At 49.9% G+C, this 14,518-nt stretch carries 7 protein-coding genes; 4 read left to right on the forward strand and 3 right to left on the reverse strand.

All coding sequences use genetic code 11. From position 1 onward, the window contains the following. The first annotated feature begins 248 nt into the window (after positions 1-248). Together P2H89_RS24140 and P2H89_RS24145 are read left to right on the forward strand one after the other, a co-directional pair. Entirely contained in the window at positions 249-5,375 is a 5,127-nt protein-coding gene (locus P2H89_RS24140) for a translocation/assembly module TamB (RefSeq protein WP_275831798.1), read from the forward strand. Positions 5,376-5,428: 53 nt separating this feature from the next. Then, positions 5,429-7,726: a BamA/TamA family outer membrane protein gene (locus tag P2H89_RS24145; RefSeq protein ID WP_275831801.1), complete on the forward strand. Its 2,298-nt coding sequence runs from the start codon at positions 5,429-5,431 to the stop codon at positions 7,724-7,726. A gap of 86 nt (positions 7,727-7,812) precedes the next feature. Here the strand turns inward: P2H89_RS24145 and P2H89_RS24150 are convergent, their stop codons facing one another. From P2H89_RS24150 to P2H89_RS24160, 3 genes are all read right to left on the reverse strand, one after another. Next, a complete protein-coding gene (locus P2H89_RS24150) occupies positions 7,813-8,304 on the reverse strand; it encodes an SRPBCC family protein (RefSeq protein WP_275831803.1) in 492 nt (163 codons plus the stop codon). A gap of 42 nt (positions 8,305-8,346) precedes the next feature. Continuing rightward, positions 8,347-8,811, reverse strand: a complete 465-nt coding sequence (locus P2H89_RS24155) for a VOC family protein (RefSeq protein WP_275831805.1) — start codon at positions 8,809-8,811, stop codon at positions 8,347-8,349. Between the two features lie 206 nt (positions 8,812-9,017). After that, the gene (locus P2H89_RS24160) at positions 9,018-9,416 is read right to left on the reverse strand and encodes a metalloregulator ArsR/SmtB family transcription factor (protein ID WP_275831807.1); all 399 of its coding nucleotides are present in this window, start codon (positions 9,414-9,416) and stop codon (positions 9,018-9,020) included. A 578-nt stretch (positions 9,417-9,994) separates the two neighbouring features. Here P2H89_RS24160 and P2H89_RS24165 point away from each other — a divergent pair. Beyond that, a complete protein-coding gene (locus P2H89_RS24165) occupies positions 9,995-11,278 on the forward strand; it encodes an Ig-like domain-containing protein (protein WP_275831809.1) in 1,284 nt (427 codons plus the stop codon). Between the two features lie 122 nt (positions 11,279-11,400). Continuing rightward, positions 11,401-14,499, forward strand: coding sequence for a hypothetical protein (locus P2H89_RS24170; protein ID WP_275831811.1), 3,099 nt, complete (start codon positions 11,401-11,403; stop codon positions 14,497-14,499). The last annotated feature ends 19 nt before the right edge of the window (positions 14,500-14,518 follow it).

Consider the following 14,518-nt stretch of genomic DNA (forward strand, 5'->3'; position numbering starts at 1 on the left):
CACAACAGGCGTTTGTCAGCATTCCTTCCATATGCTGCAATACCCATTTACCTGCTTCACATTACTACCTGCATCTTTCACAACGGCTAATCGTCAAACAACAGAATTCGTTACTTTGTAGAACGAACTCCACGATTATTACATTCCGTCATCCAAAAGCGGCGGGGTAAAAAAGGCTTGCTTTTTGAATTAAGGATAATAGTCTTGCCTCATAACTGATAGTATTACAAATAAATACAAGATAAATTGTGAAACAACCGACCAATGTGCCCGCTATACTCAAAAAGATCGGACGGATCCTGCTGAAGACCTTCCTGATCATCCTGGGCATATTGATCCTGCTTGTGTTGGTGATCCAAACTCCCCCCGTTCAACATTTCATCCGCGGCAAAGCTGTGAGCTGGCTGCAGAAGAAACTGCAGACCCGGGTCGACGTTAGCCGGCTGTACATCGGGTTTCCCAAAAAGATCGTACTGGAAGGCATTTATCTCGAAGACCGGCAAAAAGACACCCTCTTTTATGGCGGCAGCATCAAGGTTGACCTCAACCTCTGGAAACTGATCAAAAGCGAAGTACTGGTGCAGGAGATCAGCCTGGAGAACATCACGGCCAACGTAAAACGCACCCTGCCCGATACTACTTTCAATTTCCAGTTTATCATAGATGCTTTCGCTTCCAAAGAGCCAGCCGTTCCTTCTACCGATACGAGCTCCCTGAAAATGTCCATCGACCGTGTGGTGCTCGATAAATTCAGCGCCCGCTACCTCGATGTGGTGAACGGCAGCGATATGAAAGTGTACATCGGCCATTTCGATACCCGCATCGACCGGTTCGACCCGGCCCACGCCGCCTATTCGGTGCCCAGTACCGAATTGCGCGGATTACGGGCTTCCATCTACCAGCGCAAGCCGATCGTAACACCCGAGTCGCCGGCTACCGATAAAGCCGAAGCGGCTGCCGGGCCCGATATGCAGTTACAATTCAAGGAAATTGAACTCGAAGACTGTCAGCTCGATTACGGCAACGACGAAAGCGCCCTATACGCTAACCTCACTGTAGGTGATCTACTGCTGCACATGCAGGAGCTCGACCTCACCCGGCAACTGATTCGCCTCGACGAAGTAACGCTCAACAATACCACCGCTGCCATCCGCTTTGGCAAGAAGCCGGCAGCCAAAGTGGTGGTCAAAGAAGTTAAACAGGAGGTACAGGCGCAGGCCGAAGCCGGCTGGCGGGTAACCGTTAACAAAGTGGCGCTGGAGAAGAACGCCTTTCGCATGGACGATGACAATACGCCCAAAGCGAAAACCGGGATGGACTATGCCCACCTCGACCTGCGCGAACTCCACTTTGCAGCCGACGATATCCGTTACAGCTCCGATACCATCAGCGGGCGCATCGCCGAAGGCAGTTTCACGGAGCGTTCGGGCTTCACCCTTCAAAAACTGCAAACCAATTTTCAATACACCGCCAAGGGCGCCTACCTGCACGACCTGCTCGTGCAAACACCCGGCACGCGCCTCGAACGCAGCATAGACGTAGCCTACCCTTCGCTCGACGCCCTCCAGAAAGACATCGGCCAGCTGCGCCTGGACATGGACATACGCGATAGTAAAGTGCAGGTGAAGGACATCCTCACCTTTGCACCCTTCCTGGCCGAACAACCCGCCTTTGCGAATCCACAATCCACCTGGCAGCTGCACAGCCAGGTAAGCGGCTCCGTAAGCGATCTGCGCATCGGTTCCCTGCGCATCAAAGGCATGCAACAGACCAACCTCGAGTTGGCCGGCAACATCAAAGGCCTGCCCGACATGAAAAAGCTGCAGGCCAACCTCGCCATCAAAGACATCAGCAGCAGTGCACGTGATGTGGAGCGGCTGTTGCCAAAAGGATCTATACCCGAAAATATCACCATCCCCTCCCAGTTCAATCTATCGGGTAAATTGAATGGCACCGAAAAGAAGCTGTACGCCGACCTGCTGCTCAATACCACCCTCGGCACCGCTACCGTGAAAGGCACGGTACAAAACCCGGCCGACTCGATCAACATCGGTTACGACCTGGCTTTGACGGCACAATCCTTCGACCTTAAAAAGTTATTGAAGCAACCCGACCTTGGCCTGCTGACCATGAACGTAACCGCGAAGGGTCGCGGCCGTGTAGTAAAGACCATGGATGCTACTGTTGATGGATTGATTGCTGTGGCCGACTACAAAGGATACCGCTACCACGATTTCAAATTAAATGGCCATATCCGGCAACAGGTATTCGAGATCAAGGCAGCTATTCAGAACGAGCCGATACATGTTGAGCTGGATGCCTCAGGTAGTTTAGCCGGCGCCTACCCCGCCATCAAATTGCATGCGGTGGTTGACAGCGTAAAGACATTACCCCTGCACCTCACGACCGACAATATCATTTACCGCGGGAATATCGATGCCGATTTCCCGCTACTGAACATCGATAGCCTCGAAGGCCGCCTGCTGGTTACCAAGAACCTGTTGGTGATGGGCGACCGCCGCATAGAAACGGATACGCTGGAAGTGGTGGCCAACCTTTCCGACTCGGGCCAGGTGATCGACCTCCGCAGCGAAGTGCTCACCGCAAAACTGTGGGGCCAATACCATTTAACCGAACTGGGCACCGTGATGCAGCGCTCGATGAATAAGTATTTTTCCAATGCCCCCGATAGCCTCACCGGCTTGCCTCCCTATGATTTCCGGGTCAATGCTACACTGGTCAAAGGTCCATTATTGCAAGGATTTGCACCCGACCTGAAACAACTGGAGCCGGTATTGCTGAATGGGCATTTCACCAGCAATGGCGGCATTAACGCGACATTGAAAGCACCGCTGGTTGTGTACGGCACCAACGAGATCAGCAATGCACAGCTTACCGCCAATACCGAAGGCAACAGTCTGCAGGCACTCGTCGGATTTGATGCTTACCGCAACGGCGAATCGCTGGTGGTGTATGAAACAAGACTACGTGCAGCGCTGGCCGACAACAAGATCAATTTCGCCCTGCACACAAAGGATGTGAACGGCAAAGACAAATACCACCTCGAAGGATTGCTGGCGCAGCCGGCCAGGAGCGTGTATGAATTCTCGCTGCGTCCCGATTCGCTGATGCTGAACTACCAGGAATGGGTGGCCGGCAACGACAACAAGATCCGCATCGACTCGACCAATATTACAGCCGACAAGTTCTGGCTTAGTTATATGGACCAGCGGCTATCGATACAAACGCGTACCGACCAGCCCGGCCAGCCGCTCGGCGTTGGCTTCGACCGTTTCCGCATCGGCACCCTCGTAAGTTTTATTCAGAAAGACTCTTTGATCGCCGATGGTGAGCTCAATGGAGCGATCAGCTTCACCAACATTATGAAAGAACCGGTATTTGCCGGCGACCTTACGATCAAAAATGTCAGCATGAGTAAAGACACACTGGGCGATATTCATGCGATCGTGAACAACGAAACACCCAATAACTACGCGGCCGATATTACTCTTACCGGGCACGGCAATGATATCGGCATTAAGGGCGTGTATAAAATGGAGGAGGTAAGCAGTTTCGATTTTGATGTCGCGATCCGGACCCTGCAGCTTAAGTCCCTGCAGGCCGCCAGCATGGGCAGCATCAAATCGGCCTCGGGTACTGCCACCGGGCAGTTTGCCCTCAAGGGCACCATCGACAAACCTTCGATAAACGGAGAGCTGACATTTAACAAAGCCATCGTAGTGCCCACCGCCATAGGCTCGCCCCTGAAGATCGACCAAACCGGGATAAAGATCACCGATGAAGGTGTTGTGTTTAACGAATTCACCATCCGCGATTCTGCCAATAATACCGCCACCCTCGATGGCACCGCGTATACCACCAACTTCACCAATTATAAATTTGACCTGGTATTCAACGCCCGCAACTTCCAGGCACTCAATAGTACAGCCAAAGAGAATGAACTTTATTATGGTGACCTGTATTTCAACAGCCGTCTTAACATAAAGGGCACCGAACTTCACCCGATCGTAGATGGATCGCTCAAGGTAAATGAGAAAACCAAACTCACGGTGGTAATGCCCCAGGAAGATCCGGGTGTGCAGGACCGCGAAGGGGTGGTAAGGTTCGTAGATAAGGACGCTGTACCCAACGATTCCTTATGGCAGGGATCGGGGCTCGACTCATTGAATACCGCTAATATCCGCGACTACGACATCAATGTCAATATTACGATCGACAAGGAAGCAGAGTTGAACATGATCGTCGATGCGGCCAACGGCGACTTTCTGCAGGTAAAAGGCGAAGCCAATCTCAACGGTGGCATTGACCCCAGCGGTAAGGTGACGATGACCGGCACCTATGAGTTGCAACAGGGCAGTTATCAATTAGCGCTCAATTTCCTGAAACGGAAATTCGATATACAGAAAGGCAGCCGTATCATCTGGCAGGGCGAACCCACCGAAGCCGAGGTCGACATCACCGCCATTTATGAGGCTAACACCTCCCCCATCGACCTGGTAGGCAGCCAGCTCGGTAGCGAAACCTCCACTGCCGATCGCAATAAATACCGGCAACGACTGCCCTTCCTGGTATACCTCAAAATGGAAGATAAATTACTGAAACCAAAACTAACCTTCGATATCCGCCTGCCCGAAGACAGGAGCCTCGGCGTTGACAAAGGCATCGTTGAAACTACCAATACCAAGCTGGAACAGTTGCGGCAGCAGCCCGGCGAAATGAACAAGCAGGTATTCTCGCTGTTGCTCCTGAATCGTTTTATACAGGACGATCCCTTCGCCACAGGTAACAGCGCCCTCACTCCGGAAAGTTTTGCCCGCCAGAGTGTGAGCAAATTGCTGACAGAACAACTGAACAACCTGGCAGCCGGCCTGGTGCAGGGCGTAGACATCAACTTCGATGTACAGTCGCAGGAAGATTTCACAACCGGTCAGGCAGAAAACCGCACCGAGCTGAATGTGGAAGTATCCAAGCGCCTACTCAATGACCGGCTGAAGGTAACCGTTGGCAGCAATTTTGAACTGGAAGGTGCAGAGAATACCAACCGGCAAAGCAACAATATCGGCGCCGACGTAAGGATCGATTATGAACTGAGCCGCGACGGCCGCTACATGTTAAGGGCCTACCGGAAGAATGAATATGAAGGAATTCTTGAAGGGTATATCATAGAAACCGGCGTGGGTCTGGTGATCACGATCGATTATAACCGGTTCAGGGAGATCTTCGAATCGGCCAAAAAACGGGAAGCGAGAAGATTGGAAAGGCAGCGTCAACGGCAGCTTCGGGAGGCGAAAGAGGAGGAAGTGCCCACTGCCCCACCCCCGGTCACCGTACCCAAAACAACCGGAGGACGATAAGCCGTTCACCGCAGCAATCATTAAATCGACAGAACCTATAGAACCAATATAGTTTGAAAAGAAAAGGACTTATATACAGATCGATATGGCCGCTGCTCATCCTGTTCCTGGCTTCCTGCAGCAACACGAAGTACCTGCCCGAAAACGAGGCACTGTACACAGGCGCCACCGTAAAGGTGAGCGGCGACGACCTTAGCCGAAAAAAACGAAAGGCCCTCACCAGCGAACTGAATGCACTCACGCGGCCAAAGCCCAATCGGAAATTCCTGGGCATGCGCTTTAAATTGTGGGTATACAATATCGCCGGCAATCCCAAAAGTGAAACATCCTTTCGCGGAAAACTCAAGAACAAAACGGGTGAACCGCCCGTACTACTGAGCAGTGTGAAATTAACTCGCAATAGCGACGTACTGGAGAATTACCTGGAGAACCATGGCTATTTCCAGGCCTCTGTAACCGCCGACACCACGGTTAAACACAAAAAGGCTACTGCTACCTACACGGTCAAAACCGGCGTACAATATGTGATCGATACCGTACGCTTTGAATTGGACAGTAGCTTCCTGGCCAACACCATCCGGCAAACCGAAAAGAAGAGCCTGTTGAAACGCGGAGAGCCTTTCAACCTGGATATGATCAAGATCGAACGCGAACGCATCGATGCCTACCTGAAGGACAATGGTTTTTATTATTTCAATCCCGAGCATTTACTGATAGAGACCGACAGCACCATCGGCAACCACAAAGTGAATATGTATGTAACCCTTAAAAGGGGCATACCCCCCAGCGCCAAGGAGATGTACACCATCAAAGATGTGATGATCTATACTAACTTCCGCTTGAATGCCGCTTCCGATACAACCGCCAACACGGGCACCCTGTATAAAGGCTACAATGTAGTGGACCGCAACAAACAGTTCAAACCTTACCTGTTCGAAACCGCCATGCAGTTTCAACCCAATGATATATACAACCGTAAGGACCACAACCTGTCTTTAAGCCGCATCATTAACATGGGCGTGTTCAAGTTCGTAAAGAACCGCTTCGAGAAAGTACCCAATTCGCCCTTTGCCCAACTCAATACCTACTATTACCTCACGCCATATCCGAAAAAATCAATCCGCGCCGAGATCAATGGTACCTCAAAAAGCAATAACCTCGTAGGTTCCAACATTGCCGTATCCTGGCGCAACCGTAACACCTTCCGTGCCGGCGAGCTGCTCAAGATCACGGCTTCGGGTGGTGCGGAAATTCAATACAGCAGCGCACAGAAAGGATATAACGTGTACAGGTTGGGACTGGAAGGTTCGCTGAGCTTTCCCCGTTTCCTGATCCCCTTTTTCCGGCTCGATACCAAGGGCGCCTTTGTACCCAAAACCAATATGATGGTGGGTTATGACATGTTGAACAAAAGCAAGCTTTACACACTCAATTCATTCCGCACCTCCTATGGATGGGCCTGGAAGGAAAATCTTTATAAAGAACATCAGTTCAATCCCATCGCCGTGAACTATGTGCAGCCGCTCAACGTAACACCCGAGTACGAAGAGATGATAAAAACCGATCCAACCCTCGCCAAGGCCATCGAAAAACAATTCATACTCGGCAACACGTACAACTTCACGTACGATACCCGTATCGATAAACCGGCGCATGCTACGGGCGTCTACTTTAGCGGAACACTCGACATGTCGGGCAACCTGGCCGGACTCATCTTCGGCGACAGCTCCAAAGGCAAATCGGGCCAGGTATTTGGCGCCGTCTTTTCGCAATATGTAAAAGGAGAAGCCGATCTGCGTTACTACCTGCGCACTGGTACCCATAGCAGCTGGGCCAACCGCCTCATCATTGGTGGCAGCTTACCACACGGCAATTCGAAATCCTTGCCCTACATCAAACAATTCTTCAGCGGCGGTACCAATAGTATCCGCGCCTTCCGCAACCGGAATGTGGGTCCCGGCACCTATTACGATGTCAATCAAACCGGTGTTCCCGACCAAACAGGCGACATCAAACTGGAATTGAATACGGAGATCCGCGCTAAACTGTTCAGCATCGTGGAAGGCGCCGCCTTTGTAGATGCCGGCAACATCTGGCTGTACAACGAAGAAACACTGAAGCCGGGCGCCAAGTTTACCAAAGACTTTTATAAAGAACTGGCCGTAGGCGCCGGCGTGGGCTTACGCCTCGACGTTTCCATCCTCATCGTTCGCCTCGATGTGGCATTCCCCCTGCGCAAACCATGGCTGCCGGATGGAGAACGCTGGGTGATCAAACAGATCGACCTGGGCAATGGCGAGTGGCGCAAAAACAATATTATCTGGAACCTCGGTATCGGCTATCCATTCTGATCCGCCATCGGCTGCTTCACCTGCACCATCAAAACAAAATGGCCGACCTCAACGGTCAGCCATCCTGATAAAACAAAGCAGTTTTCCTAAAAGCCGTTAGCAAGCAGTTCGTCCAGGCGTTCATGGCCTTGTGCCACGCCCTTTTCCATGCCGGAGCGCACCATCCCGTCGCGATCGGCGACCGATTGGAATACAGTCTTCATGGTAACTTTTGTGCGGCCACCTGGCAACGATTCGAAGTAGGCCGTATCGAGCGAAACATGTCCACGCTCGGGCATGCCTTCAAATTCGAAGGTCTGTATCAATCGTTCGGGTGCCGTTACCTCATGTATAACCCCGTAAAAGCCATAGCTATTACCGTTACCATCGGTATGAACGTAACGGTACGAGCCGCCTGCCCTGGGCTCAAAATGGTCGATGTCCATAACATAGCCGCGTGGGCCCAGCCATTGCAGCAATAATTCGGGAGTAATGAAGGCCTTAAACACCATTTCGCGGGGAGCCTCAAATTCGCGGGTAATGACCACTTCCTGTTTACCAGGCTCGGCCGTCACCAGTGTAGGATTTTTCGTTAACATGATCATTTGTATTAAAAGGTTGAAAAATTAGTGTTAAGAACATCAGGCTTCTGCCAGTTCTTTGATATTGATCTTCGACATCTTCATGAGCGCTTGTACGGCCCTTCCGCCTTTTGCTGCATCACCAGGCTGCATCAGCTCGCCCATATTGGCGGGTACTACCTGCCACGACAAGCCGAATTTATCCTTCAGCCAGCCACATTGAGATTCCCGGCCGCCATCGGCGATCAGCTTGTTCCAGAAATAATCGATCTCCTGCTGACCATCGCAGTTGATGAATAGTGAGATGGCTTCATTGAATTTGTATTGAGGGCCGCCATCGAGCGCCATGAATCGTTGACCATTAAGCTCAAATACAGCGGTGAGTACTTTGCCGCCGAAACCCGGCACACTGTCGGGATAACGGGCGATGGTAATGATCTTTGAGTCCTTGAATACAGAAGTGTAAAACTTTACCGCTTCTTCGGCCTGGCCATCGAACCAGAGGAATGTGACAATCTTTTGCATGACTTGTTTTTGTTTTTTATGGTTATGAAAATATTTCGTTCCCGTTAAGACATACCACTCCCGGCCCGCATGGGGCGACATGAAAAACTACAGCAATCTGGATACAGGGATCGGGCACAACCGCATCAGCCGGCCACTACGTCATCAAACCAGCCGCCAACCACTTTTAGATCAACAACAGAACTGATCAGCAACGCTATTAAGGATCATTTTTTCCTTTTACCCTTGGGGGCTTTACCGGGCCCGCGTTTCTCATTTTTCGCAGCCGCCCCCTGCTTAACAGCCGGCTCTTCATCTGGCTGCATGCGAAGGAGCAGAGCATCCAGGGCATCGAACTTATGTTCCCACGCCTTACGAAAGGGCTCCAGCCATTCGGCAATATCCTGGAGCGCCTCCAACCGCGCCTCACACATACGTTCCCTGCCCTGCTGTTTGATCTCGATGAGCCCGCACTCGGTCAGGATCTTGATATGCTGCGAAATGGCGGGCCTGCTCACGTCAAAATTCTCGGCAATGGCATTCAGGTTAAGGGCATTGAAGGCCACCAGGCCAATGATCGCCCGCCGGGTTGGATCGGCTATCGCCTGGAATACATCTCTTCTCATAGATCAATTGTGTAAGTAATCGCTTACGAAAGTATATGTAAGTATTTACTTACGCAAATTTATTTTTGCAACAACCCGCCAGCGGTCTGTACCAACTACCAGGAAGAGCATTAATCCTCACCAACACCAGGTTGCACCAACCATACGGTACACGCACAGGCAGACCCTCAGAGCAGCACAACCTGCAGGTATTGAATACGACAGGACCGCAACTGACTGATGCCGACGGCGCCTTCCCATTTTTTTACTTTAGCACGTTCCCCAATCAGATCGATTGCACAGTTATCATCCAAACCTGCACACTTATCCGCGTATTCCGCACACTTACTCGTTTGTACCGCCTAAAGCTGATTTTTATGATTTTGTTTGGTAAGTTTGATTCAATCGGTAAATTATCTATTTCGATTGCCTGCGTTAATCCGCCAAACTTCCCTACTACACCTGCCGGCATATAAAAAGATAATAATTACCTCTTCCGACAAAGCCACAAACGCTAACACACAACCAGGCAACAATTGAAAGTTGCCGGTAAACCAGTTTAAGCAAATTCGCCTGAAAATCACCCAAAACCGTAGAAAATGAAATTCATTCTCTGGGCCTTATCCTTATTGACCCTATCGTACGCTGAAGCAACAGCGCAATGCAGCACTACCAATATCGCATTAAGCAAAACAGTATTATCTTCTTCAGAAGACGTTAACCACTACGCGGCCAGGGTGGTGGATGGCAACGGCTCCGATTGGTGGCCCAGTGGCGGATATTCGGGGCCGGCAGATCAATATCTGACGATCGACCTTGGCCAAAGCTACCCCATTTGTAATGTTAGCATTGACTTTCTCGACGCAGTGCACCATGCAGCCAGCTATACTATTCAAACTTCTGCCAACAATAGCTCCTGGACGACTGCTGTTACAATCACCGGCAACACCACAGTAAACATTAGTCATAACATTTCCGCAACTGCCCGATACGTAAAACTGAATATGACCGAAAAGCCCGTTAGCTGGTCAACCTATGCTGTATCGGAGTTTAAGATCTACACCACCTCATCGAACCAGTCGCCTGCCGTGTCGATCACATCGCCCGTCACCGGCGCTTCATTTACAGCCGGAAATAATATCACCATCAATGCTACAGCTACAGACGGCGACGGAACCGTTAGCAAGGTTGAATTCTACAAGGGTACTGAAAAGCTAGGCGAGGACGCTACCAGTCCCTATTCCTATACCTGGAGCAACGTAACTTCCGGCAGTTATGCATTAACTGCAGTAGCTACCGACAACAGTCTTGGCACGGCGACCTCGGCTATCGTTAACATAACCGTTTCCAATCCGGCAGGCACCGCATGGCTGTATTCCGGCAACGCTGTAACCTCGGCGCTCACACTGGGCACCACGACTAATTTTTCAATGCCGTTCATTACCAACAACATTGAACGTATGCGCATTGGAGCTAACGGCAACGTTGGAATAGGCACTGCCAATATCAATGATGCCAGTTTCAAATTATTCGTTGATGGAGCAATCAGGGCAAGAAGGCTAAAGGTGGATCAGATAATATGGCCCGATTATGTATTTGAAAAGGATTACACACTAATGCCGCTTTCTGCGCTATCAAAGTTCATAGACCAGCACCATCACCTGCCAGGCGTACCTGCGGCCGCAGAAGTACAAAAAAAGGGTATCGACGTGGGCAACAACCAGGCCATCCTTTTACAAAAGATCGAGGAACTGACTCTCTACCTGATCGAACAAAATAAAAACTTCGAGCAGCAACAGCAGGAGCTCAAAAATAGCAGAGAGAAGATCGCTCAGTTGGAAAATGCCATAAAAGCCATTCAGGCCAATCAATGCAAGAAATAGTTCAAACGGACATCCTTTCATTAATTACCCCGAGTAACCTGCATATGAAGACCATTAAACCAATCCATAAAGATACATACAAGGGATTGCTGTTGTGCTTAGCAACAAGCCTGCTTTTTTCCATGATATGCCAGAGAGCAGTTGGTCAGGCTGAGTTGCCAAAAATAATCCCGCATTCACCCACTGCGGCATCCCTGTTCAAATACCTTGATTACCCGGTAGACCAGTCAACCGGCGTGCCACAGATAAGTGTTCCCTTGTACGAGATCACGAGTGGAAGCTTAACTGTTCCTATTTCCATTAACTACCATGCATCCGGAAGAAAAGTAAACGATCAGGATGGAGCCATCGCGCTCGGGTGGAGCCTGCAGGCAGGCGGTATGATATCGAGAACCATTTATGGATCGCCTGATCTGGGGCCCCAGCCATTTCCCAATCCATTCAACTTCACCATTTCTTTTCCCGCGGATCTGGGATATCTCGAACGAATAAGTCACTATCCGAATAATCCTGTCGACGCCCCCCCGGGCTTATGGGTCGATACAGAATATGATATATTTTCTTACAACTTCAATGGCACCAGTGGAAAATTCCTTTTAAAAGACAACAACAACGTAAAAACCCCGGTTTTGCTTCCGGAAAAACCGTATATCATTACTCCCCGTTTTGCAAACAACTTTCAAAATGGCTTTACGATTACTGACGACAAAGGAACCACCTACGAGTTCACTCCTACCGACACCTACGGCACGGCTCAGCAAAGCGCCACTTCGGGCTATTCCCTGACAAGGATTATTTCAGCTGACAAAACTGACACGATCACCTTTACTTATTCGGCATTTTATGAAGAAAGAGTATCGATCAACCAACAGATCATCCTGAATGACAAAGTCAACGTGAGTCAACAACATCAACCATTCGAAGTTCCGCAAATAACGGATGTAGAAAACACTGCACGCGACGGGTACCAGGTCTCACGCCTTAGTACCATCAATTTTAAGAATGGAAAAGTGGTATTTAACCTGCTCCCGGGAACAGATAAGATCAACAATATACAAATACTCAACGCCGGCAACGAGATAATTAAGACCATTCAATTTACAAGGTCTGTTTGCTACACACAGCCTGAACTGAACAGTATACGCCACAAGCTCGACGAGATCCAATTCAGGGACAAAAACAATAGCACGATCGAAAAATATGCTTTTGAGTACTATCCAGTGGTCAGCCAGAATGGCCAGATTGATATCAGACATGCTGACTACTGGGGTTACTACAACGCTTCCGGCATTCACGATATGGTGCCCTACTACACCGGACTACAGTATCAAGCCAACATATCTTCGCCTATATACAACACCTCGAGCGTGGGCAACCCGGGGTTTAACCGGACACCTGACCTTGAAGCAACCAAAAGCGGCGTGCTTAAAAAGATAACGCTTCCAACCGGGGGCAGTACCGAGTTCATTTACGACCAAAACTTTTACTACAGTTATGCCGATCAACAAGGACGCCGTGGCCCGGGGTTAAGGATTGCACAGATCATTAAAGAAGACAGGAATGGAACCAGTCAGTCACGCGTATTCAAGTATGGCGAAAGCGAAAGTGGATACGGAGCTATCGACATGGAGCCCAAACTCCAGACGATGGCTTCCGAATCGTATTATCAATTTACTCCGGTAGATACAGAAGGGGACTGGACAAGGAGCGGATCTTACCGGCAAAGGGTATTTTATTCGGGCTTCATAGCTGAATTGAGCGATATCGCAGACAGACCGGTCATTTACAACCAGGTAACAGAGTACCATGGTACCGTACTCGACAATGTTGGAAAAACGATCTATGAATACGATAATTATGCCTGGGCACCTGCTGGCATGCCGCTGTCGACCAGCCTCACCATAGGCAGGTACCACATCTCCAACTTCAACTATTGGAACCCACCAGCACTTACAAAGCAGACGGATTATTTGAGGACCAACGTGGGGTACGACACCCATTACAGCAAACGTAAGGAAGTAACCAATGTCTATTTGGTCAGTAATACTGAAATGGTGACAGGCCTTCATTTGCAACGTGTGCATGCCTTTCCACAAACAGGCACTTCATGGTCCGGCGGCCATGCCCCTGAAAAACATGTGGCCCTTACATATGGCATCAATCCCTATGCATGGAGCCCCTACCAGGTGCCTTCGGGATCAAAAAAACTGACGCAATCAGTAGAACAATTGTATAACGAAGATCAATCGGTGATCACCAAAACGACAACCTACAATTACAACGCGAAACATCTATTAAGCAAATCGACCCGAAACACTTCAGACGGAGGATCGCTGGTTACGGAGACTAAATACCCTTTCGAATATCCGGGCAATAACATTTTGGACCTGATGACGACGCTGAACATGCTCAATTTCCCCATCGAACAGCTGGAAAGCAGAAATACCCAGCCAGTTAAAAGTGTTCGCACGAATTACGACAATTGGGGAACAACCTCACCTATGCTTGCCCCCCGAACCGTTGAAATTAAAAAGGGCAACCTCGCTTATGAAACCCGCTTACGGTATCTCTCCTACGACAACGACGGCAACCCTTTAAACGTCAGCAAAGAGACAGACGTCCCGATGGCCTATGTCTGGGATTACAACAAATCTTATCCGGTGGCAGAGGTCACCAACGCTGCTGACAACGAGATTGCTTTCACCTCATTCGAAGCCGATGGAACCGGCAACTGGACAGGCATCAATGTAGCAAACATTAATCAGTCCATTGCAGTCACCGGTTCTGCCTCCTACAATTTCAACGGCACCACTATTTCCAAACCCGGGCTTTCAACCACTAAAAACTACATCGTATCGTATTGGACACAAACCGGCCCCTGTACTGTAAGCGGCACCCCGGTTGCCGGTTGGCCCAGGAATATACGGTCGGTAACGATCAATGGTACTACCTGGACATGCTGGGAGCATCAGGTTACAAATACATCCACCGTCGCAATAAGTGGCAGCGGCACCGTCGATGAGCTTCGGCTGTTCCCCGCTGCCGCCCAAATGACCTCTCATTGTTATAAACCATTGATTGGCATGTTAACGCAAAACGATCCCAACAACCAGATATTATACTACGAATATGACAACGCCGGCAGGCTGAAACTGATCCGTGACATGGACAACAACATCATTAAAACCATCACATATCAGTACCAGACCACCACACCATAAGTATCGAAGGCTCCCGCAG

The organism is Paraflavitalea sp. CAU 1676, from assembly GCF_029223285.1.
Classification (GTDB): Bacteria; Bacteroidota; Bacteroidia; order Chitinophagales; family Chitinophagaceae; genus Paraflavitalea.